The following is a 22,609-nucleotide window of genomic DNA, read 5'->3' on the forward strand; positions in this document are numbered from 1 at the left end:
TTTTTGATGTTCTACAAATTTGCTATCCTTTATTAATGATGCTATAACGGACCTTAATAGGGATACTTTTGTAATTGTTATTCATTAAGAATCCTATTCTATCAACATTCTATTTTTGATTTATAGGGAAATGGATACTTTTATATTGAAATATACTATAAGTGTTCATAAATATAGCACATTAGGGAGGTAATTCATGGGACAAAAAATGATTAATTTCAAGCCAATTAAAGACAAAAAAATATTGAATCAATTTGAAAAAGAATTAAAAAAGGGGAAACACGCAAAAAGAGATTATTTAATTATGGCAATTGGAATAAAGACAGGGTTACGGATTTCAGATATATTAAACTTAAAGGTATCTGACGTGAATAATAAAATACAGACAGAAATTATTGAAATAAAGACTGGGAAAAAAAGAACTCTTCATCTGAAATCATTAACATCAAATATTATTGATTATTTGAATACAGAACATGATGCTGAATCTGAGTGGCTTTTTACAAGTCCAATAGATAGTAGTGGATGTTTAGCCAGTCATCAATATTATAAAATCCTGCAGAAAGTTGCAGATAGCTTAGGTCTAGATTATACTCTTATTTCTTTCTAAAACAAAATAAAGGTGATATCGTCACATTAATGAAGATTTTAAATCATAGTAGTCAAGCAATAACTTTGAGGTGCAGGAATTGAAGAGGAAGGTATTAAGGCAAAGTTAGAAGATTTTGACCCATTTAAGTAAATAAAACTACAATCCATTAAGGTTGTGGTTTTCGCTTATCTTTTTTATTGAACAGTATTATACTTTTCTTTATTCATATAGCTTTGAGAATACAAGTCATCTGCATTATCATATTCAGTTCTATTATCAGAAAGATAAATGGCATCTTTAGAATTCTTGTGCAAGGTTAAATAATCGAAGAAGTCAACTACTGAATAAATTGCTCGTAATGTATATTGATTCTTTTCTTTCACAAAGTAACAGAGTTTGTTAGAATCATTTAGGTAAATCAAAATATCATTCTTGATAAGCGTGGTATTATTTTCCAAATTTCTAAACGAGACATCTCCTAAATTAGATTGTATAGCAGGGATAAATTCTTTAGTTGGAATAGCTAATATATCAACAGTATCTAAAGAAGTTGTATAATAGCGTTTTTGTAAGGTATCTGAAAAAGAAGATACTCTAATTGGCAATTTAGTTAATTCGTTGATGATAAACTGACTAAAATACTTTCTATCCACCAAATAAGATAATTGATTGACTCGCATATTTGCAAGTTTTTTATAGCTTCATCATTTTTAAAGTTATATTTACCTGAAGTATATACTGAAAGATAGAGCTGTTTATTCTTATTTAGTGAATCAGCTACTTGAATTTTATGGGGATATAAGCCTATCGAAACTAAATTTTGAACAACCATTTCCTGTAAATCTAACTCTTTCATATTTTTCAGGTCATAGCTATCAATATAATAAAAATGTTTGTTTAATTTTTCTCTGGATATTATTTTATTCTTTTTTCAGGTCTTTAGCCGTGCCTCTAAGCTGATACGATTATACTGCAATAGCTTAATCAATGTTTTCTCATATATTCCATTTGCATTGATTATGATGTCTATCAATTCCTCAGAATCAATTGCCCGATTGTTTACAAAAAGTGTGTTTATATTCACTTCCTCCTATATTTTTATCTGTTAAATTTTTAAAGAGTATATATTTTCATAACTATCCATTAGAAGCCCTCGAGCTCATAAGTTTCTCTCTCATTTCTATCTACCATTTGGTGATGGTAGATAGAAAATTTTTTTATTTTCTGATTACGCAGCTGTTTCTAAAATTTTATGGAGGTTTCCATTGCAATTTTTCCGAATTTACCTCAAAAATGATATAGTTTTCAAAAAGTTCTCATTTTGTTATCATCTGTTAATTCCAAAAAAAAACTCTTTTTTAGGGTTGAAGAAGGGTTTATGTAGGGAGATATGATGTAAACAAATATAGGGTTTATGAAGGGGAAAATGATAAAAATGAGTTAATTCTCAAAACTATCCATTGAAAAGTATCCCAATATAAAAGTATCAAAATCCTACGTACCCCTTCATTATACCATCCATTTTCTAGGGATAAAAATTTGAACGACATATCTCTATTTGTTGACAAAAAAACCTAACAAATTTTGTTAGGGTATAATTTATTCATTAACTATTTTAACTTGGAAAGTATAAATGGTCTTTCCACCATAGATATTTTTGTAAGTGAACTTGATTGTGTTCAATTCCCCAATTCTTAATTTTAGTTCTTTATTTTTACCCAAGTAATGTTTGGATAATATGAATAACCTAAATATACATCAGGTTCTTGATTAATACTTACATATAATTTTCTAGATTTATCTGAGTCAAAGCCATTATTTAGATAGTCTTCTTTTACATAGACACCTGTATCATTTATTGTAGAAATTTCTACTAGACCTTTTTCAATATTTAATGAAGCTCCTTTATCAAGATATGGTTTCATATTAATCGTTCTAGTAGAAGAATCTGTAGCAGACCAAATTTCTGGAAAAACTGTTGTTCCAAAAACATTGTTATCATCAATAAATCCAATATTTACGTATTGATTAATTTTAAAAGAATTGTTGAATTTAGGATTGCATAAAGGGGTTGATTCATCCTCTCCATTAACTGCACAATTTGATTGAGTAAGTCCATCAGTAAATATACTTGATAGATTAGGTTTTAAAGTATCTCTAAGTAGTAAGTAACTTATTAATGTGAAAATACCAAATATTACGATTCCAATGACTACGAAGTGTCCTTGAATTGTTCCATTTGTCATGAAATGTCCTCCTTTCTGTTATTTTATTGTAGTTACAAATTATAGCAATTTCTATTAGATTTACAAATTTATAGAGTGTTTTTAATTTTGCTTATTCCTTTATATATAAGAGCTTTTGTGGTATTTTCTGAATAATAATAGAAAAGTAAAGGCACAAGTGATTAGCTCGACAACTTCTTATTAGGATGTAATAATATAAAGACCTTGACGATAAACATTTTAAATAACCTCTATATTTAAATGAGTTTCAAATATCCTAGCATTGAAAGTATGTTAGGATATTTTTTTAGTTAAATACAGTTTTTTAAAATAAACTGAAATTCATAATAGGAAGGGGGGATTTTATATGAAAAACAAAGTAGTAGGTTATATCCGAACAAGTAAAAATAATTAAAATCTAGGGATAGAAGTTCAAAATAAGCCTTGAATCGCTATAAAATTGCTTGTTTTTTTATTGAACAGATATCTGGTAGAAAAGAGAATAGAAAAGAACTAACTAGAATGCTAAAAATATTAGAAACTGGGAATACACTTATAATTTATAAAATTGATAGGCTAGGGCGTTTCACAAAGCAACTAGTCAATATCATGAGTGAATTATAAGAAAGAGATATTCATTTAATCTGTATTAAAGAAAAGTTGAGACATCAACAAGTATGTGAAAAGTTATTTTTACTATTTTATCAGCAATTGCCGAGCTTGAAGCAGATTATCTATCTGAACGAACAAAGGAAGCATTAGCAATTTTAAAATAAACTGGGATTCAATTAGGCAACAAAGGATTAGACCAAAGAACGATTAATAAAATTAAAAAGTTATATGTAGAAACAAATTTAACGCAAAAAGAAATTGCAGAAAAGTGTGAGGTTTGTGTCAAAACTGTATATATATAAACGGTATCAGTTAACCAAATGATTGTTTCATCATTATATAGAATCTGATATAATAATTACCGATAACGAACGTTCGTTTGTTACCGATGAAGTACAAAAAATATAAATACATAGAATAGTTGATAAATCTGAATTTTTGTATTCGGAAATATCAGCTTTTTTTGTTTGTTTTTAACGAACGTTCCGTTCGAGCTGCCGGTGTCAATGTTTCTTTGATGATCATGCGTGGGATGGTGGTGTAATGGAAATTGCTAAAATGAAGAAGCGACCAGTATTAACAATGCCTTCAGCGACAGAATTTGAACAACTACAACTCTTGATGGAGTTAGAAATTGCGATGTTGGATCCAGCGGAAGAAGTGATCGTGATTGCGGGAAATATCAAGCAAAAGTAAACTAGATGAGTTGATTTTAGAATTAATGACGATTTCTGATCAACAGTGGTGTGATTATCAATTTAAACGAGAGATTTTAGTAGGGAAACTCTCACTTTCTGAGCAACGAGCGTGGGGAGAACTGGCGAGACAATGTGGAGAAAGGTTAGCAGAAGTGATTTATCGAAAGTACTGTACAAAAAATATTCATGCGCTTTGTCGTACATTAAATGTCGCTATCTCCTATGGAGAAACAGCATGGCGGGATGATCGTTTGACACTCGCCACTTACGATGAAACAACGGGGATCTGTTTAATGACAGAACCAATCCAGAAGTTTGAACAGGAAAAGATCACTGCTCTCCCACTGGAACAAGTGGCTTCTTTGATTTTAGCTCATGAATTATATCATCATCTTGAAACATGCGATCCTACATTGTATACCCAACAGAAAACTGTAGAACTATGGCGATTTTTTGGGTATCGCCATCAGTCTAAGATCCGAACATTGAGTGAGATTGCAGCGATGAGCTTTTCGGAGAAGTTGAATAACGTAGGATTTTCACCATATGTGTTAGAAGTCGCTATGATTTGGCCGTATGATCCTCTACTCTGTGAGCGACTTGTTCAGTCATTGTAAATCTATTTGAATAAGGCAAAAGAAGGCGCAAACGTTCCTAAAAATTGCGGAGCGTTACGCCTCTTTTGAATCATCCTTCAGAGGATGCTTCAAAATAATTCGGATAATGAAGGATCACTTGTTCTTGTTCCTCAATGATCATATGGAGGTGGAGGTTACAAAGAAATCCCACTTCATCAAGTGCGTGTTCTTTCATGGCTCTCAATAAGATTTGATGTTCATCTAATACACGGCCCCAATCTAATTCAGAAATCGTCAAACGCAACCAACGGAAACGATCTAAGTGAGTGCTATAGCTTTCAAGCCAAGTCCATATTTCTTCTTTCCCCGCAACTTTGTAACACATTTGGTGAAAGGCTTTATCCAAAAGAAAGAAGGTTTTTTTGTCTTGTGCCAAGATGGCTTGATCCGTCTGTTCTAAAATCATCTCCAAGCGTTGATGAGCGGTATCGTTCATTTTAGCACTGCACTCTTGTAAAATCGGTTGTTCTAATTTTTCTCGCATGTAACGTGCCAAGTCTGCGGAACGTATGTCGATTTTTGAGATATATGTACCGGATTGAGGAATTGTTTTGATCAATTCCTGATTTCTAAGTTGGATCAATGCTTCTCGAATTGGCGTGCGTCCAATCGTTAGTTGTTCTTCTAAGATTCTGTCGGAAATCTTACTCCCTGGAGCTAATTCAGAATAGATGATTTGTTGTCTGATAGCTTCGTATGCTTGTTGTTGCAAATTGTTCCCCATAGAACACCCCTTTCAAAAAGTTATATCCAGTATAGCATATCCTTTACTAGGAACAGAATAAGGGAGGAAGCAATAGGAACAGCGAACGGAAACACAAAAATAGAGCCGCAAACAATTGGTTTGTCGACTCTTTTCAATACATATCCATAGTGCGAACATCTCATCCTTTCACGAAAGCAACAGTCAATCTGGGCGAACTTCCTGCAGTTGTTTGACACGACCACCGATTTGATTGGCAAAGGTTTCTGATTCTTTTTTGTCTTTGAAGACAAGCAAGTTTTCCGGGTTTTTTTCACGTGTGCGACAGCCAGTTTTATCAATATAACCGTGTAGTACTTTCACGACATACATCATAATCACCTGCTTTTTTTCTTTCCATTATACAAATCGGGGGTTAAAAGGCAAGAATAAACACTTATTTTTTATTTTATTTCTGTTGCAGAATCAGGGGCTGCGTCGATGTTTGCATAAGTTTTAAACAGACTATCCAAGCTAGGGTTGACACGGCTTAGTTTGACTAAACGTTGATTTTCTGCAAGTAAGAAACAGTGCTGGCTTGTACCGGTCGTCCGTAAACGCTGATCTTCTGTGTCGTAGATCTCATAACGGAAATTCAAGCGTGTGCCTGTGTAGCTTTCGATAATCGGTTGGATCAAGATTTTGTCCCCATAACGGATCATCTCTTTGTATTCGCAACTTACGCCTAGTACAGGGATGATGATGCCTTGTTCTTCGATTTTCTTGTAACTAAAATCCAAGTGTTCTAACAAGGCAACACGTGCTTCTTCGAACCAGCGGATATAGTTGCTGTGGTGAATGATACCCATTTGATCGGTTTCATAATAAAAAGGCTCTCTAAGGTAGCCGGTATATTTTTCCATTGTTATGCTCCTTCTTATCTTTGACTAAAATAATGCATACATTTTGGGATGTACTGACTGATTTGAGTCGGTAAAACGACATACTGCTCTTTTGCTAATTGATCGCCGATAAAGCTATGCAAATAGACAGCGGCACTGATCGTTTGGTCATTTTTTGGAAACTGAGCTAAAAAACCAGCAATCATGCCAGCTAACGTATCCCCCATACCACCTGTTGCCATAGCTGGTGAACCTGCTGTATTGTAATAGATGCCATTTTGCCCATAGATCGTTGTTTGATGACTTTTTAAAACCAGAGATGCCCCTAATTCTTGTTGCTTCTGCTGATTATTCTCTTCAGATTGCTCATCTAAACGCAATCCACTGACGCGTTGCCATTCCATTTGATGGGGTGTGAGAACGGTATGCTCTGGATAAGGAAGCTCCAGCGAATACGTAGCGAGCAGTGTCAAAGCAGAACCATCAATGACTAACCATTGTTTTTCTGTTTGATTTGTCAGGACAAATTGCAGAAGTTCAAGGCTTTGTTGGTTGGTCCCTAATCCCGGACCAATCAGTAAGACATCGGCATCTTCAAAAGCCGAATGCCATGTTTCTTTATTTGTCCAATCCCCTACCATTGCCTCTGGTAAATGACTATGGACGGTCACGTGATTATTAGGATCTGTTACAACAGTTGTCAAGCCAGCCCCACTATGGACAGCTGCTAAAGCGCTCATGATGATCGCACCGCCAAACTGTTCATTTCCGCCAATCAGTACGACTTTTCCAAACGTACCTTTATGGGATTCCACAGGACGAGGAGTAATCACTTGTTGGAGTAATCGTTCATTTAATTCCATGAGAAAACCTCCTTTTTTTCATTATAGCCCATAATATTTAGGGAAAAAACTGTTTCGTTTATCCGTTGTCTGATTTTTTAAACAATTTGTCTGATTTATGTTATGATGAACTCGTAGACTGAATGAGTGGAGGAGTAACTTTATGACAATCAATTGGCAAAAAGAAGTCGAAGCACGTAAAGAAGACTTGCTTGAAGACTTAAAAAATCTTTTACGCGTAAGCAGTGAACGTGATGATTCAAAAGCAACTGCAGATGCACCATTTGGACCTGGGCCTCGTGACGCATTGAAACACATGCTTGCTTATGGTGAACGTGATGGCTTCGTTGTAAAAAACGTGGACAATTACGCAGGACACATCGATCTAGGTGAAGGAGACGAAACCTTAGGGATTTTTGGGCATATGGATGTTGTGCCTGCTGGCGATGGTTGGGATACTGATCCTTACGAACCAGTGATCAAAGACGGAAAAATCTTTGCTCGTGGGTCAAGTGATGACAAAGGACCAAGTATGGCTGCCTATTATGCGATGAAAATCATCAAAGACCTAGATTTAGAATTATCGAAAAAAGTTCGCTTTGTCGTAGGTAGTGACGAAGAAAGTGGTTGGGCAGATATGGCTTACTACTTTGAACATGAAGAAGAACCTGATTTCGGTTTCTCACCAGATGCGGAATTTCCGATCATCAACGGAGAAAAAGGCAATGTTTCTTTCGCATTCCGTTTTAAAGGCGATAATGCCGGTGACTATGTATTGAAATCATTTACGTCAGGTTTACGTGAAAACATGGTGCCAGGAACAGCGATTGCAAAAATCGAAGTACCAAGCGCAGATGCAGCAGTTGCTTTAGAAAAGGCATTTTATGAATTTATTGAAGCAAACCCAATCAACGGTTCGATCGAAGCAGAGCATACATTTGTTACGATCAACGTAGTCGGAAAAGGGGCACATGGCGCAAGCCCACAATCTGGGATCAATGCCGGCTCTTTCTTAGCGAGCTTCCTTGATGATTATGAATTTATTGGTGCAGCTAAACAATTCATCCATGTGGCAGCTACTTACGTCCATGAAGACTTTTATGGTGAGAAATTAGGCGTTGCCCACGAAGACGAAAAAATGGGTAAACTAACAATGAACGCTGGGTTGTTTGCGTTTAAAGAAAATGGTTCAGAAGACGATAACTATATCAACATGAACTTCCGTTTTCCTAAAGGCACAACCACAGATGAATTAGAAAGCAAACTGAACAAAACAGTAGCAGACGAAGGTGCGTCAGTTACTCGTGGTGCCCGTGTAATGGAACCACATTATGTACCAATGGATGATCCGTTGGTTGAAACATTATTACAAGTCTACGAAGATCATACCGGCGAAAAAGGCTACGAACAAATCATCGGTGGCGGCACATACGGACGCTTATTAAAACGCGGTGTTGCGTATGGCGCAATGTTTCCAGGCTACACAGATACAATGCACCAAGCAAATGAATTTATGAGTCTAGATGACTTATTCCGTGCTACAGCGATTTATGCAGATGCCATCTACCGTTTGGCAAAGTAAATCATCTTTATTCGTACTTCAACATTCATTACAAAAGTCAGAAATAGTTGTACGCCTATCTTAGATATAACATGATAAAATCATTAGGCAACAAATGACAAAGACTTGAGTGACACCTGGCCTTCAGAGAATTGGGCTTCTCTGAAGGCTTTTTTTGGATTCCAAAAAGCGGATATGTTAATAAATGAATAAACGTCTTCCTGACTAGTCATTTGTTTATTTGTTAGTTAAAGTTGTAAAGGTTATTTACATTTTCTTGTTATTCTATTAATATAATAAGCGTATACAAATTTTTTTTTGGGGGGTGAAATGAATATGCCTAAATACATCGAAATTGCTCGTTCTTTGAAAAATAAGATTATCGAGGGTGAATTTAAAGAAGGCGAGCTATTACCAAACCAAGAAGCATTGGCAAAAACCTATAATACGAGTCGAGTAACTGTCAGAAAAGCGATACAGTTATTGATTGATGAATCTTTGCTTTACACAAGACGGGGATCGGGGACATATGTTAGGAGCAACATAAAAAAGGACAATGAGAGTGTGACCCAGATCAATAGCGTATTTGGGACTTCTGCTCAAGAAGGGACGGCGGTGACTAGTAAAATCATCCGCTTTGATGTGCGTTTTCCCACTTCTTATGAGTCTGAAGAATTGAAAATAAAGGCGACTGATCCGGTCTATGATATTAAACGAGTGAGATATGTCAATGAAGAGGCGAGAAGTATAGAGACATCTATCATGCCTCTTAAGTACATCAAAAATTTGGACGAAGAGATTTTAAAGGGGTCCATCTATAACTATATCAGAGAAGAGTTAGGTTATGTGGTTAGTGCGGCCCGTCGAGTGATCATTGCTTCAAAGGCAAATCATTTAGATAGTGAAGAGTTTGAGATCGAGGTAGGCGACCCGATTTTGGAAACCAATCAGATCGTCTTTTTTGATGATGGTACGCCGTTTGATCTATCTAAGACAAGATATCCCTATACGTCAGGAAAAATAGTAGCAGACATCAATTAGATCATAATGCTTAAAAGACTGTGCTTGTCACGATCAAGTGTGGTCTTTTTTCTTTCGTCGACAAATAAGTGTATACTAATTTTAATTATGTATTTACAAAAGTTATTGCAGGTGATATTCTGTATTAGAAGTTGATATACAACTTTAGACAATTCAGGAGGCATAAATAAATGGATGAGAAAAAAAGGGAAGCTTTGATGGGAAGATTTGTTTTAACAGCTCAAAAAATCGGCAATCAAATTTATTTAAGAACACTGCGTGATTCATTTGCTACTATCATGCCTTTATTTATTTTAGCAGGTATTGCTATTTTAATTAATTCGGTAGTGTTAGATCCGTCAGGTTGGTTCCAAAATATGATTAGCGCGGACACAATGGCATCTTGGCAAAACTGGGGATCGATCATTACGAACTCGACCCTTAATATCACTGGGATTATTCTTGTACTCACCATTGGCTATTTCTTGTCAAAAAATAGAGGGTTTGATAATCCAATCGGCGTTGTGATCGCTGTTGTTCCAGCATTTTTGACGTTACTCCCAACAATGATCGAGACAACACCGATCAATGCGGAAACGGCTGTGGAAATCAGTGGAGTCATCAGTTACGGAAATATTGGTTCAAAAGGAGTATTTGCTGCAATCATTACTGGATTATTGGCAACAGAGCTATACATTCGTCTGACACGTTCTAAAAAGTTGCAAGTCAACTTAGGAGATAGTGTTCCGCCAGCAGTAGGAAAATCTTTTAACACGATGTTCCCATTGATCATTGTCGTTTCATTGTTTGCCTTTGCTTCATTTTTGATCCAACTAACAGGAAATGATTTTATGAGAATCATTGAGCAATTCATCCAAGAACCGTTACGTGGTGTAGGTACTTCATTTATTGGTTACTTATTTTTAGTTTGCTTTGGCAACTTACTATTTTCTTTCGGTATTCACCAATCTGTCATCACTGGTCCGATCCTAGATCCATTATTGATGGTAAATATGAATGAGAATATGGCAGCTACTGCGAATGGTGAGGCTGCTCCTCACATCATCAACTCAGCGTTCCACCAAGTATATGGCGCTTTGATGGGGGGAACTGGTTCGACCATTGCTTTAGTGATAGCAATATTGATTTTTAGTCACTATCAAGCATATAAAGATTTATCTAAGTTGGCGTTAGGCCCTAATATTTTCAACATCAATGAACCTGTGATTTTTGGATTACCGATCGTCTTCAACTTACCGATGATCATTCCTTTTGTATTATCACCGATCGTAGGTACGACCATTGGCTATTTAGCAACATCGATGGAACTAGTTAATCAATGTGTGGTTCCAATTCCATGGACGACACCACCATTTTTAAGTGGATTTTTAGCAACAGCAGGTGATTGGCGAGCAATTGTTGTTCAAGCAGTTATTATCGTTGCGTTAGTCTTCTTCTATCTTCCATTCTTGAAAATCAGTGAACGGGTTGCTCGTATAAATGCTGAGATGAGTCTTTCTTAAACGATTGCTAAAAGGAAATAGACAAATGATAAATAGAACGATGATTGGGATGATAAGATGGTAAAGGAAAAATTTTTCTGGGGAGATTCCTCTTCAAGTATGCAAACTGAAGGTGCTTGGAAGGAAGGCGGAAAAGGATTGTCTGTTTATGACGTTCGTGAAGCGACTGAAACTACTTCAGATTGGAAACATGGGATTGATCGCTATCATAGATATGAAGAAGATCTTGATTTGATGCAAGAAATGGGTATGAATTTTTATCGCTTTCAAACTTCTTGGTCACGTGTCAATCCTACAGGTGATGGAGCATTCAATGAAGAGGGTCTCTTATTTTATGATCATTATATCGATGCGATGCTAAAACGGAATATTGAACCCATGCTATGTCTCTATCATTTTGATATGCCACTCCATCTTGCACAAAATTACGATGGTTTTATGAGTAAACACGTCGTAGATGCTTTTGTGGAATATGGGAAAAAAATGGTGGATCGTTACAAGAATAAAGTCAAGTATTGGGTAACTTTCAATGAACAAAACTTGTATTCAACACCGTTGGCACTATTATACGGGGGAACATTGAATACTGAAAATACAACGGATAACATTCATCAAATCGCGCATAATATCATGGTCGCACATGCCAAAATCGCCAACTATATCCATGAAACGACAGATGGACAAATCGGTGGGATGTTAGCCTATTCCAATATGTACCCTGCGACAAATCACCCCAAAGATGTATTAATTGCGAGAGAATGGGATGAGTTTATCAACCAGAATCTTTTGGATGCTTTTTGTGGGCGTAGTTATTCGAAACAAGTTTTGACGTTTGAAAAACAGTATTTGAATGTAGACATGACAGAGGAAGAACTTACTGAAATCGGAAGACTAACAAGTGATTATTTAGCGTTCAGTTACTATTGTACAGGAAGTATCAGTCATAAAAATATTCCAGCAGACGTTGCACCAAATTATTATTTGACGTATGGTGAAGTAGAAAATCCATTTGTTTCGATGAATGACTGGAATCTAGGAATTGATCCTCTTGGCTTTAGAGATATCATCAACAAGATGTATCAAAAATACAATCTACCGATTTTTCCCGTTGAAAATGGGATAGGCACGCAGGAAAATTGGGATGGCCATACACCTATTGAAGACGACTACCGCATTTATTACCATGAACAACATATTAAAGCAATGAAAGATGCAATGAGCATTGACGGCTGTGAAGTACTAGGTTATCTTGGCTGGGGATTAATTGATCTACCTAGCTCAAAAGGTGATATGGAAAAAAGATACGGGATGGTTTACGTCAATAGAGGAAATCATGATCTACGTGATATGAAACGCATACCTAAAAAAAGCTTCTATTGGTTCAAGGAATTTCTTCAAAAAGAGCAAGGCTGATAGGATGAGTAAATAATAGCAAAATAGATAGTTGCATGTATTCGCTGGATCAAGTGGATACATGCAGTTTTTTTTGTATATTCTTATTTGTTTGAAGAGTTAAGTGATGAATCAATAATACAGTTAGTCTGCTGAATGTTCACAAGCGACTATCTAGGCGGGATTTTTTACTTTATAGTTTGAAGGAAATACTTTTTTTATTTTCAAAAAAAATTGGTTCATTCTTTCGACATTTATCCAATAGAATAATTATTAAAGGGGGGAATTACGATGGAACACGAAACATTGGAAGGGCTTAGAGAAAGAAAACAGCGTAAATTAGCATCAGTTAAAGAGCAAGCATTAAATGAAGTCGACAGAAATAAAGAAGTAACTAAAGATAGTAAAGAAGTATTACACAGTGGTGATTCTCAGACTATTGTGCAAAGCGAAAAAAATAAAGAGAGATAAATTTTCAAAAATCTAGAATATGAATAGAAGAGACTTGGACGTCCCGCCATCCTGTTCGATTGATACTACTTTCTAGATTTGTATGGTCACAGTGAATCTTAGAAACCAAACTTCTTCGAAAGAAAGGAGAGCGTGATGAGAGAAAAAGATCTAGAAAAGTTAAAAGAGAAAAGAAGACAAAAAATCGAGGGTATCAAACAACGTTCTTTTACAGAAATCAATAAAATCAAAGAGAAAAATATGAAGAAACTTAAACTAGAAAAAATGGACTTTAAAGAAAAAAGAACAAAAGATCAAAAAATGAAGGCTATGTATTATAAAATTTTAAGTCTCTAGAAGCGTTTTTGCATAAGTCGTCAACAATGCACAATCAGCCTCCACACCCAAAATTCTTCAAGTTTTGGATGTGGAGGCTCTTTGTGATGATCGTAAGTTTAAGATAAAACAGCTGCAGCAAGTGCCTGTTGTACAGCGATGATATTCTTATCTTTTCTAAATTGTAACGATTCAGCGGGTAATTCTGCGCTAGAGATCCAAATTTTCAATTCGGCATCTAAATCAAAATGCCCACTTGTTTCAATCGAAAAACGTGAAATCGAACGGTAAGGGATCGATTTATATTCGCTTTTTTTACCGGTCATTCCTTGTTTATCGACGATAATCATCCGACGGTCGGTAAAAATAATCAAATCACGTACTAATTTGAACGCTAACTCTACCTGTTCCATTGGAATCAGGATTTCTTGAACTTCTCTTGTGATATTGGTTGTATCTTTTTGGGTAGCATTTCCCATCAAGCCATCAAATAGTCCCATAAAAGCACTCCTTTAGTCGTAGGATAAAATTATAGTGATACTTCTATTTCATTGTAACAAAGGTTTTGAATGAACGATCAATTTATTCTTCAAAAGAACGAAAAAATTGAAGATGTAGGTCTAAGTTGGATCGATTCATACTAAACAGATGGTTTGAGCTTTGACTTTATTAGTGTTACGGTTGTTATGTAATTAAGAATAGAGGAGGAAAACTATGGGGAAATATGATTTACCGCAAGTAGAAACTCATCTTTATATTAATGGCAAATGGCTTGAAGGCTCTGAAGGAACAGTTGATGTCGTCAATCCAGCAACTGGTGAAACATTAGCAAGCGTTCAACAAGGTGGCGAAAAAGAGACAAAAGAAGCAATCAAGGCTGCCAACAAGGCTTTCGAAGATTGGTCAAGAACAGCACCAAGCGAACGAGCAAAATTAATGAATAAAATGGCTGATCTTGTAGAAGAAGACAGTGAACGTTTAGCAAAAATCATGACGATGGAACAAGGAAAACCGCTTGCTCAAGCGACGGCAGAAATCCAAACAAATGTCGAGAACCTTCGCTGGAATGCAGCGCAAGGTCAACGAATCATGGGAGAAATCATTCCTTCACCTGAAGGAAAACAATGGCAAGCACGTAAACAACCAATTGGTGTCGTCGGTGCCATCACACCATGGAATTTTCCTTCTAATATGATCATTCGTAAAATCTCACCGGCAATCGCCGCAGGATGTACGGTTATCTTAAAACCAGCAAAATCAACACCTTTATCAGCACTTGCGCTGATGGAACTATTCCACAAAGCTGGCTTTCCAGATGGCGTTGTAAATATCGTCATGGGAGATTCCTCAACGATCGGGAAGATTTTATCTGAATCGGATGATATCCAAAAAATCACATTCACAGGCTCAACAGAAGTCGGACAAATTCTAAATGAACAAGCAGCACCTACCTTGAAAAAAGTTTCCATGGAGCTAGGTGGACATGCGCCATTTATTATTTTTCCAGATGCTGATGTAGAATTAGCAGTCGATACATTGATCAAAACGAAATTTATCAACAATGGACAAGTATGTACGTCACCAAATCGAATTTTTATCCATAAAGAAATCAAAGAACAAGCAACAAAATTGATTGTGGAAAAAATCAGAGAAGTGACTGTTGGAAATGGATTAGACGATCCAACTACGGGGCCATTGATCAATGAAGAAGGCGTAAAAAAAGTTGAAGAACAACTAGAAGATGCAGTAGCTAAAGGAGCAGAAATCTTGGCTGGCGGTCATCGTCTAACGGACGGAGAATATGCAAATGGCTTCTTCTTTGAACCGACAGTATTAGATGGTGTAAAAAAGGAAATGGATATTTTCTACAATGAAACATTTGGACCAGTGATTCCAATCATTACATTTGAAGACGAAGAACAAGTAATCAAAGATGCCAATGATACGATTTTTGGTTTAGCATCGTATTTCTTTGCGACAAATATCCATACGATCAACAATGTAAGCAATAAATTGCAATATGGCATGGTTGGCGTCAATGACACGGCCATCTCAAATTCTGCGACGCCATTTGGGGGAGTCAAACATTCAGGATTTGGCCGTGAGAACGGAACTTTTGGGGTAGAAGAATATGTCGAAGTGAAGTTTGTGACGATTGCATCAGAGAAATAAATGATAAGATAAAAAAGAAGAAGGATGATTGCATAAAATCATCTCTCTTCTTTTTTATTTTGATGATACTCATGATAAACATGATAGAGGTTCAGTTCGTACTCTTTCTTTGCATTTGTAACGACCGTATCTAAAATCATACCGGTAACTAGTGAAAGTAAAGCTAGGATCATCAATCCTGTACTTAATATGGCTGAAGGGACTTTAGTAATAAAGCTCGTCAACATAAACTCCCGAATGACAGGAATCCCAGTGAACAGACCAGCTAAAAAGAAAATGACTGTCCAGATATTGAAAAATAGGATAGGTTTATAATCTTTACACATTTTAATAATCATCATAATGACTTTGAAGCCATCAGAAAAGGTATTCAATTTTGATTCGCTACCTTCTGGGCGATCACGGTAATCAATAGGGAGCTCAACTAATTTGAATTTTTTATCTAAGGCATGAATGGTCAATTCCGTTTCGATTTGGAATCCCGCACTCATGATTGGGAAGCTTTTAACAAAAATACGATTAAATCCGCGATAGCCAGTCATCACGTCTCTTATTTTTGTTTTATATAAACGAGTGATCGTATTTTTAACTAAATTATTGCCAAAATCATGGAAGGCGCGTTTATTTTCTTCAAAGTAAGTGCCATTAGAAAGACGGTCGCCAATAACCATATCAGCTTCGCCAGAACGTAATTTTTCTAAAAGTCCATGTACGGCTTCGGCTGGATATGTATCATCTCCGTCTACCATCAAATAATAATCAGCATCAATGTCAAAAAACATTTGACGTATGACATTTCCTTTACCTTGACGAGGTTCTTTTTTTACAATAGCACCCGCGGCAACTGCTAAGTCGTAGGTGTTATCCGTTGAGTTATTATCGTATACATAAATATCTGCTTCTGGTAACTCTCGTTTAAAGTCGGCAATGACTGTGGGAATCGTTGCTTCTTCATTATAACAAGGAATCAGGACAGCAATTTTTTCTGTGTGATTCATTTTTCACTCTCCTAAATAAATTGAAAAAGTTTAAACTAAGCATAACCTATCATGTACGTTTATACCAGTTTTTACGCAAAAAAAGAAGCTCTTATCCATAGGAAAGCCTATTTCTAAGAGAATCTTTTAAAAATGAAATCAAGCACCTGTTCCTTTTTTTCTAGAAATATCTAAAACAGTACCAGTATAGGCATCTGCTAAAAATTCATAATAGACGACTTCACCATCTTCTATGCGAGAAATCCCACCACGATAAGCTTTTGAATGGATTGCAAATTTACGTGTCGGTTCTTTCTCAAAAGAGATCCAGGAGCCTTCAATCGAGCCTTCGTCTAAAAATGCTTCTTTGATGGTAGCTAAGACTTCATCAGCGGACATCGTTTTGTTACGGTTGTACCATAGTGCAGTTGCCACGCCACTTAATAATCCTAAACCAAGTCCGACAGCTAAACCACCTTTGAAATAGGCCTGTTCACTTTCTTCATACATACTGCTTGCCCTCCTTTACAATTACACAAGTTTCTTTGGCTTTATTTTACCACACTATCGGATTTTCTTTGAAATAAATAACCGTTTTGAAATAAAATACGGTATAATGATCACGATAGATTTGTCCAGATGCTATTTTTTTAAGACAAATCAAAGCTGAGATTGAAAGGAGACAAGTCTGAATTATAGACGATCATTATTATGGATGAAAAAACATTTCAACGTATCAAAGAATTAACAGAATTACAAGGAACAAGCGGTTTTGAACAAGATATCCGCGCGTACATGGAACAACACATGGAGCCACTAGTTGATGAATTACAATTAGATGGATTAGGTGGGATCTTTGGATTGCGCCATCACCAAGAAGCGGATGCCCCTCGTGTCATGGTGGCAGCACACATGGATGAAGTTGGTTTTATGTTGACACAAATCCAAGATAACGGATTGTTCAAAGTGGTTCCGCTAGGCGGTTGGAATCCTTATGTAGTGTCGGCTCAACGCTTTACATTGAAGACATCAACAGGGAAAAATTACCCATGTATTTCTTCTTCCGTGCCTCCACATTTATTACGTGGTACAAGCGGTCAAAAGTCAGTCGAAGTAACAGATATTTTATTTGATGCTGGTTTTGAATCAAAAGAAGAAGCAATGAGTTTTGGTGTCCTACCAGGAGATACGATCGTACCTTATGCAGAAACGATCAAAACAGCAAACGGCAAAAATATTATCAGTAAGTCATGGGATAACCGTTACGGTTGTACGATGGTCTTGGAAGCATTAGAAGCCCTAGAAAAAGAAACATTAGGTCATACGCTGATCGCCGGCGCTAACGTCCAGGAAGAAGTTGGTTTACGTGGATCAAAAGCTTCAGTGAACAAATTCAAACCTGATCTATTCTTTGCGGTAGACTGCTCTGCAGCAGATGATACAGTAACGAAAAAAGGCACATTTGGTCATCTAGGAGAAGGCACCTTGATGCGTATCCAAGATCCAGGATTGATCATGTTGCCACGTTTACGTGAATATTTACTAGATATTGCTGAAACAAACAATATTCCATATCAATACTTTGTATCAAAAGGTGGTACCGACGCGGGTGCTGCTCATACACAAAATGAAGGAATCCCAAGTACCGTTATCGGTGTGGTTGGGCGCTATATCCATACGCATCAAACGATGTTTAGTATCCGTGACTTTGAAGCAGCCAGAGAAATGTTGATCCAAACATTGAAGGGCTTAGATAAATCAACGGTGAATACGATCGTTTACGGAAAATAAGTAATCAACGAGTGAAGGCTATCCGCTTTTGCTCGTTTTTTATTTTTTAGATATAGTTTGGTCAGTTTTTTGTAAAGGTGTATAATTTAAGTAGAATATAGAATAAGAAAGAAGTGTAAACCTATGATTACTCCTAAAAGTCTTGAAGAAGTAGCCGGTTATGTTGAAAAAGGCAATCATATCTTTTTCTTTACTGCCGATTGGTGTGGTGATTGTCGCTTCATCAAACCACAAATGCCAGAGATCGAGCGTCGCTTTTCAGATTGGACATTTGTCGAAATGGATCGTGATGCGTATATCGACTTAGCAGCAGAATGGAATATTTTCGGTATTCCAAGTTTTATTGTCATCAAAGATGGGAAAGAGCTAGGTCGTCTGGTCAATAAAGATCGTAAAACAAAAGAAGAAATCGAACAATTTTTAACAAAAACGATTCAGCAGTGAGAAACGAGAGGAGTGGGAAAAATGGAACAAGCATATAAGAAAATATTAGTTGGAATTGACGGAAGCGAGCAAGCGTTTGCTGCATTCAAAAAAGCCGTTGAGGTAGCTCGTAGAAATGAAGGCACAGTATATGCGACGAATGTGATCGACCAACAATTTTATCAATTTATGGGGTATACGCCTATTGACCAATCCTTGATCGATCAACAGACTGAATCAGCAAAAGAATTGATTGAAGAATGTAAAAATTACGGCAAATCCGTTGACTACCAAAAAATAGAAGGTATTGTGGCTTACGGTTCGGTCAGAGAATCTATGGCAGCAAAACTACCAAAGAAATATCAAATCGACTTGATCATGATTGGTCAATCAGGGTTAAATGCCGTTGAACGTTTTATGACTGGTAGTGTGGCAAGCTATGTGATTCGACAAGCTCCGTGTGATGTCTTAGTCGTTTCAGAACCAAGAGAAGCCTAGTTTTTGATTCAATAGGCAGATCCTTGAACAAAAAAGACGAGGAAACGAAAGATGGTGCATTTCGTTTCCTCGTCTTTTTTTGTGATCCGTGCTTTCTTTTTATTCCGGCAAGCTTTTCTAAGAGAATTTATCATGCAAGAACCGCCTTTTTTTGTTAAGATAAAGCAAGAGAGTTTGGCGCTGGACTATGTGGGGTTTCCCGAAAGTACGATGTATTCAGTTGCCATAAATAAAAAACAACTTCAACAAATGATATTGGAGGAAACAAAATGATTTTTGCTTATAATCGCGCACATGTGGGCGACACACTAATGGTGATCGTAGCCGACGATAAAGGGACGGAAAATACCGCTATTCGCAAATGGAATGTTGCGCAGATCAAAGATGAATCTGGCCAAATCGTTGCATGGAACTTTTTCCATATCTCAGATCATCTAACAATTGAAGGCAACGGCCAAGTAACAATCTCAGAAGAACAACTAGCTGAATTGAACCGTTTGATCAAGGAAGCTGGCTTTGAAGAAACACTCGAAAAAGACAACCAGCCGAAAATCGTTGTTGGTTACGTCAAAACTTGTGAACCCCATCCAGATTCAGATCATTTATCTGTAACTGAAACTGAAGTAGATGGTGGTGAAGTTTTACAAATCGTTTGTGGCGCACCAAATATCGAAGCAGGTCAAAAAGTAGTCGTTGCCAAACCTGGTGCAATGATGCCAGACGGTATGATGATTTGGCCTGGAGAATTAAGAGGGGTCAAAAGTGATGGAATGATTTGCTCTGCAAAGGAACTTCACGTACCTAACGCCCCAGAGAAAAAAGGCATCTTAGTTTTACCTGAAGATGCGATAGTTGGCGAAGCATTCAAAAACTAGCAATAATAAAAAAGACGACTACCTCCACTGAGATAGTCGTCTTTTTTTATTAATTATTTGAGCCATTGGAACTATTTGAATTTCCTTGATTTAATGCAGTATTATCAATTGTCAATTTGATATCTACAGTTTTTTCTTCTTCGCCACGGTAATAAGTGATCTTCACAGTGTCACCAACTTTTTTACCATAAAGCACAGACTGTAATTCAACACCAGATGAGACTTCTGTATCATCGATTTTTGTGATGACATCATATTGTTCTAAGCCAGCTTTTTCCGCAGGCGTTGCTGGTTGAACCGAACGAATGATCACGCCATTTGTTACAGAAGATGGTAATTTCAAGATCTGTTCCTGTTGTTGTGTAGAAACGGCGGAAAGATCGGTCATTGTGATACCCAGTGCAGGGCGTGTTACTTTTCCATCTTTTTCAAGTTGATTGATGATATTTACGACATCATTACTTGGAATCGCAAAGCCCATTCCTTCAACACTTACACTTGAAGAATCAGAAGTCGATGCAATTTTACTTGAATTGATACCAATGACTTGTCCTTCGATATTAACTAGTGGACCACCAGAGTTCCCCGGGTTGATCGCTGCATCTGTTTGAATCGCGTTGATATTGACCGTTTCATTAGATTCATTGGTACTTGTCACTTGGCGATTCAAGGAAGAAATGATCCCTGATGTTACGGAATTCGCGTATTGAGAACCTAGAGGAGAACCAATCGCAATCGCAGGTTCGCCGACTTTCAATGAAGCAGAATCGCCAAATGAAGCAACAGTGTCGACTTTGTCAGCACTGATTTTCAACACAGCTAAATCAGTGTAAGCATCTGTACCGACTAATTCTGCTTTCACTTTTGTTCCATCTTTTAATAAAACTTCTAACCCTTGTTGTCCATCGACCACGTGATTATTCGTCACGATATAAGCGGAACCGTCCTCTTTTTTATAGATCACACCGCTACCTTCACTGTAAGCTTGCAATTCGCCATCTTCGCCACTACTTTCTTGTTGTTGGCCAAATAATGAACCAAACGGGTCAGATGATGAACTTTGTTTTTGTAGGTTGATAACAGAAACAACTGCTCCTTGTACTTTATCTACTGCAGAAGTGATATCTGAATCTACATTGACTTTTACATTCTCGACAACTGTTTCGCCTGATGCATTTTGTGTCCCACTGCTAGAAGAAGTCGTTACTGAGTTACCACCTCCAGTTGCTGCATAAAAAATACCGAAAGTCAGTAATCCGCCAATCACGCCACCAACTACGCCAAGACCTAGCTTTCGCCAAATGCCATTAGATTTTCTTTTTTTCATTTTTGGTGTCACATCTCTTCTGTCCATGTGATCTGCCTCCATTTATTATTTTCTAGATAAGTTAAGTATAGACTTATTTACTAGATTTAGTCTACTTCCAGACTGTGAACTTTTTATGAAAAACATTAGGAAAAATAATTGTTTTCAGATGAAAAAATTAAATACAAACTTATACACAGAAATTGTGGAAAAGTATTTGTAAAAAATGCGTATAATTGTCCATAAAAGTTATCAACAACTTGTGGGAAAAGTGGAAAAATCTGTGCGAAACATATGTTTGCTTAAGAAATACTTATGAAACAAGTAATAAAACCACGATAAACTGTGGATAAACCTGTGGAAGATGTGTATAACTATGTGGGAAAACTTTTTTAAATCACTTTCTTGAATAAGCATCCTCAATTATAATAAGGAAGGAATAAATCGACATGGAAGAATGAGGAAAGGAAATAATTATGAATATAAAAATCATCTCAGTAGGAAAATTAAAAGAGAAATATCTGATTCAAGGAAGCAATGAGTACGTTAAGCGACTTAAAGCCTACGGGAAAATCGAACTAATAGAAGTACCTGACGAAAAAGCACCAGAAAATCTTAGCGAAGCTCAAATGCGCCAAGTCAAAGAAAAAGAAGGCGAGCGTATACTCGCAAAAATCAAAGATCATGAATTTGTCTACGCTTTAGCGATCCAAGGCGAAAATCCTACTAGTGAAGCCTTTGCAAAGCAAATTGATCAATTAGGCATCCAAGGAAAAAGCCAGCTCGTCTTTGTCATCGGTGGCTCGTTAGGATTAAGCGATGACGTCATGCAACGCAGCAATGCCCAAATCTCTTTCGGCAAAATGACCTACCCCCATCAACTGATGCGCCTGATCCTCGTTGAACAAATTTATCGCGCATTTCGGATCAATACTGGGGCTCCGTACCACAAATGAAATAATTATCCATATCAAGATCGACTGTCAATAAATGGCGGTCTTTTTTTGTTATTTTAACGATTATGAGACTAAAACGATGTTTTATGATATATTTTATTTTTTCAATTGATTATTATATTAAAATGGAAATATGTC

The 22,609-nt window shown here is 36.6% G+C and carries 25 protein-coding genes and 1 pseudogene; 16 read left to right on the forward strand and 10 right to left on the reverse strand.

The features are described from left to right. Positions 1-196: 196 nt before the first annotated feature. Positions 197-742 (forward strand): annotated as a pseudogene (locus IGJ49_RS01200) (tyrosine-type recombinase/integrase). Between the two features lie 44 nt (positions 743-786). Here IGJ49_RS01200 and IGJ49_RS01205 read toward each other — a convergent pair. Together IGJ49_RS01205 and IGJ49_RS01210 are read right to left on the reverse strand one after the other, a co-directional pair. Next, on the reverse strand, positions 787-1,272 hold the full coding sequence (locus IGJ49_RS01205) for a hypothetical protein (protein WP_438722202.1): 486 nt from the start codon (positions 1,270-1,272) through the stop codon (positions 787-789). A gap of 1,020 nt (positions 1,273-2,292) precedes the next feature. Further along, positions 2,293-2,838, reverse strand: a complete 546-nt coding sequence (locus tag IGJ49_RS01210; RefSeq protein ID WP_438722203.1) for a hypothetical protein — start codon at positions 2,836-2,838, stop codon at positions 2,293-2,295. Between the two features lie 423 nt (positions 2,839-3,261). Here IGJ49_RS01210 and IGJ49_RS01215 point away from each other — a divergent pair, with 423 nt between their 5' ends. The 3 genes from IGJ49_RS01215 (at position 3,262) to IGJ49_RS01225 (ending at position 4,744) form a co-directional block, all read left to right on the forward strand. Continuing rightward, positions 3,262-3,441, forward strand: a complete 180-nt coding sequence (locus IGJ49_RS01215; RefSeq protein ID WP_438722204.1) for a recombinase family protein — start codon at positions 3,262-3,264, stop codon at positions 3,439-3,441. Between the two features lie 531 nt (positions 3,442-3,972). Further along, a complete protein-coding gene (locus tag IGJ49_RS01220; RefSeq protein ID WP_438724029.1) occupies positions 3,973-4,125 on the forward strand; it encodes a hypothetical protein in 153 nt (50 codons plus the stop codon). Continuing rightward, positions 4,100-4,744, forward strand: a complete 645-nt coding sequence (locus IGJ49_RS01225) for a hypothetical protein (RefSeq protein ID WP_438722205.1) — start codon at positions 4,100-4,102, stop codon at positions 4,742-4,744. The genes IGJ49_RS01220 and IGJ49_RS01225 overlap by 26 nt, the downstream gene beginning before the upstream one ends. 70 nt (positions 4,745-4,814) lie before the next feature. On the opposite strand, the gene IGJ49_RS01230 is transcribed toward IGJ49_RS01225, so the two are convergent. The 4 genes from IGJ49_RS01230 to IGJ49_RS01245 form a co-directional block, all read right to left on the reverse strand. Then, entirely contained in the window at positions 4,815-5,489 is a 675-nt protein-coding gene (locus tag IGJ49_RS01230) for a GntR family transcriptional regulator (protein WP_010736543.1), read from the reverse strand. Between the two features lie 183 nt (positions 5,490-5,672). Further along, positions 5,673-5,843 carry a hypothetical protein gene (locus IGJ49_RS01235; protein WP_010736542.1) on the reverse strand — a complete coding sequence of 57 codons (171 nt, stop codon included), beginning with the start codon at positions 5,841-5,843 and terminating at the stop codon, positions 5,673-5,675. Between the two features lie 68 nt (positions 5,844-5,911). Further along, entirely contained in the window at positions 5,912-6,370 is a 459-nt protein-coding gene (locus IGJ49_RS01240) for an acyl-CoA thioesterase (RefSeq protein ID WP_010736541.1), read from the reverse strand. 14 nt (positions 6,371-6,384) lie between these two features. After that, positions 6,385-7,212, reverse strand: coding sequence for an NAD(P)H-hydrate dehydratase (locus IGJ49_RS01245; RefSeq protein ID WP_224434423.1), 828 nt, complete (start codon positions 7,210-7,212; stop codon positions 6,385-6,387). A 142-nt stretch (positions 7,213-7,354) separates the two neighbouring features. On the opposite strand from IGJ49_RS01245, the gene pepV reads away from it, so the two are divergent. From pepV to IGJ49_RS01275, 6 genes are all read left to right on the forward strand, one after another. Then, complete coding sequence (pepV, locus tag IGJ49_RS01250; RefSeq protein WP_169058530.1) at positions 7,355-8,773, forward strand: dipeptidase PepV; 1,419 nt, start codon at positions 7,355-7,357, stop codon at positions 8,771-8,773. A gap of 309 nt (positions 8,774-9,082) precedes the next feature. Then, positions 9,083-9,793 carry a GntR family transcriptional regulator gene (locus tag IGJ49_RS01255; protein ID WP_010736538.1) on the forward strand — a complete coding sequence of 237 codons (711 nt, stop codon included), beginning with the start codon at positions 9,083-9,085 and terminating at the stop codon, positions 9,791-9,793. 170 nt (positions 9,794-9,963) lie between these two features. Then, positions 9,964-11,295: a PTS sugar transporter subunit IIC gene (locus IGJ49_RS01260; RefSeq protein ID WP_023518975.1), complete on the forward strand. Its 1,332-nt coding sequence runs from the start codon at positions 9,964-9,966 to the stop codon at positions 11,293-11,295. Positions 11,296-11,352: 57 nt separating this feature from the next. Beyond that, positions 11,353-12,708: a glycoside hydrolase family 1 protein gene (locus tag IGJ49_RS01265; RefSeq protein ID WP_010736536.1), complete on the forward strand. Its 1,356-nt coding sequence runs from the start codon at positions 11,353-11,355 to the stop codon at positions 12,706-12,708. 270 nt (positions 12,709-12,978) lie between these two features. Continuing rightward, positions 12,979-13,158, forward strand: coding sequence for a hypothetical protein (locus IGJ49_RS01270; RefSeq protein WP_010736535.1), 180 nt, complete (start codon positions 12,979-12,981; stop codon positions 13,156-13,158). A gap of 135 nt (positions 13,159-13,293) precedes the next feature. Beyond that, complete coding sequence (locus tag IGJ49_RS01275) at positions 13,294-13,494, forward strand: hypothetical protein (RefSeq protein WP_010736534.1); 201 nt, start codon at positions 13,294-13,296, stop codon at positions 13,492-13,494. A 98-nt stretch (positions 13,495-13,592) separates the two neighbouring features. On the opposite strand, the gene IGJ49_RS01280 is transcribed toward IGJ49_RS01275, so the two are convergent. After that, a complete protein-coding gene (locus tag IGJ49_RS01280; RefSeq protein WP_010736533.1) occupies positions 13,593-13,973 on the reverse strand; it encodes a PH domain-containing protein in 381 nt (126 codons plus the stop codon). A 214-nt stretch (positions 13,974-14,187) separates the two neighbouring features. Here IGJ49_RS01280 and IGJ49_RS01285 point away from each other — a divergent pair, with 214 nt between their 5' ends. After that, positions 14,188-15,645, forward strand: a complete 1,458-nt coding sequence (locus IGJ49_RS01285; protein WP_169058532.1) for an NAD-dependent succinate-semialdehyde dehydrogenase — start codon at positions 14,188-14,190, stop codon at positions 15,643-15,645. Between the two features lie 38 nt (positions 15,646-15,683). Here IGJ49_RS01285 and IGJ49_RS01290 read toward each other — a convergent pair whose 3' ends face one another. Then, on the reverse strand, positions 15,684-16,643 hold the full coding sequence (locus IGJ49_RS01290) for a glycosyltransferase family 2 protein (protein ID WP_062805833.1): 960 nt from the start codon (positions 16,641-16,643) through the stop codon (positions 15,684-15,686). 138 nt (positions 16,644-16,781) lie between these two features. Then, on the reverse strand, positions 16,782-17,132 hold the full coding sequence (locus IGJ49_RS01295) for a PepSY domain-containing protein (RefSeq protein ID WP_169058533.1): 351 nt from the start codon (positions 17,130-17,132) through the stop codon (positions 16,782-16,784). 201 nt (positions 17,133-17,333) lie between these two features. Between IGJ49_RS01295 and pepA the strand changes: the two genes are divergently transcribed. The 4 genes from pepA (at position 17,334) to ytpR (ending at position 20,209) form a co-directional block, all read left to right on the forward strand. Continuing rightward, positions 17,334-18,413, forward strand: coding sequence for a glutamyl aminopeptidase (gene pepA / locus IGJ49_RS01300; RefSeq protein WP_023518981.1), 1,080 nt, complete (start codon positions 17,334-17,336; stop codon positions 18,411-18,413). 123 nt (positions 18,414-18,536) lie between these two features. Further along, the gene (locus tag IGJ49_RS01305; protein WP_019724278.1) at positions 18,537-18,857 is read left to right on the forward strand and encodes a thioredoxin family protein; all 321 of its coding nucleotides are present in this window, start codon (positions 18,537-18,539) and stop codon (positions 18,855-18,857) included. A gap of 21 nt (positions 18,858-18,878) precedes the next feature. Beyond that, positions 18,879-19,334, forward strand: coding sequence for a universal stress protein (locus IGJ49_RS01310; protein ID WP_438722206.1), 456 nt, complete (start codon positions 18,879-18,881; stop codon positions 19,332-19,334). A 269-nt stretch (positions 19,335-19,603) separates the two neighbouring features. Next, positions 19,604-20,209, forward strand: coding sequence for a YtpR family tRNA-binding protein (ytpR, locus tag IGJ49_RS01315; RefSeq protein WP_010736525.1), 606 nt, complete (start codon positions 19,604-19,606; stop codon positions 20,207-20,209). Between the two features lie 49 nt (positions 20,210-20,258). Here the strand turns inward: ytpR and IGJ49_RS01320 are convergent, their stop codons facing one another. Next, the gene (locus tag IGJ49_RS01320; protein WP_438722207.1) at positions 20,259-21,563 is read right to left on the reverse strand and encodes a S1C family serine protease; all 1,305 of its coding nucleotides are present in this window, start codon (positions 21,561-21,563) and stop codon (positions 20,259-20,261) included. Positions 21,564-21,991: 428 nt separating this feature from the next. On the opposite strand from IGJ49_RS01320, the gene rlmH reads away from it, so the two are divergent. Beyond that, a complete protein-coding gene (gene rlmH / locus IGJ49_RS01325) occupies positions 21,992-22,471 on the forward strand; it encodes a 23S rRNA (pseudouridine(1915)-N(3))-methyltransferase RlmH (protein ID WP_010736523.1) in 480 nt (159 codons plus the stop codon). Positions 22,472-22,609 lie beyond the last annotated feature (138 nt).

The sequence above is a fragment of the Enterococcus sp. AZ171 genome, assembly GCF_051714005.1.
Lineage (GTDB): Bacteria > Bacillota > Bacilli > Lactobacillales > Enterococcaceae > Enterococcus_B > Enterococcus_B pernyi.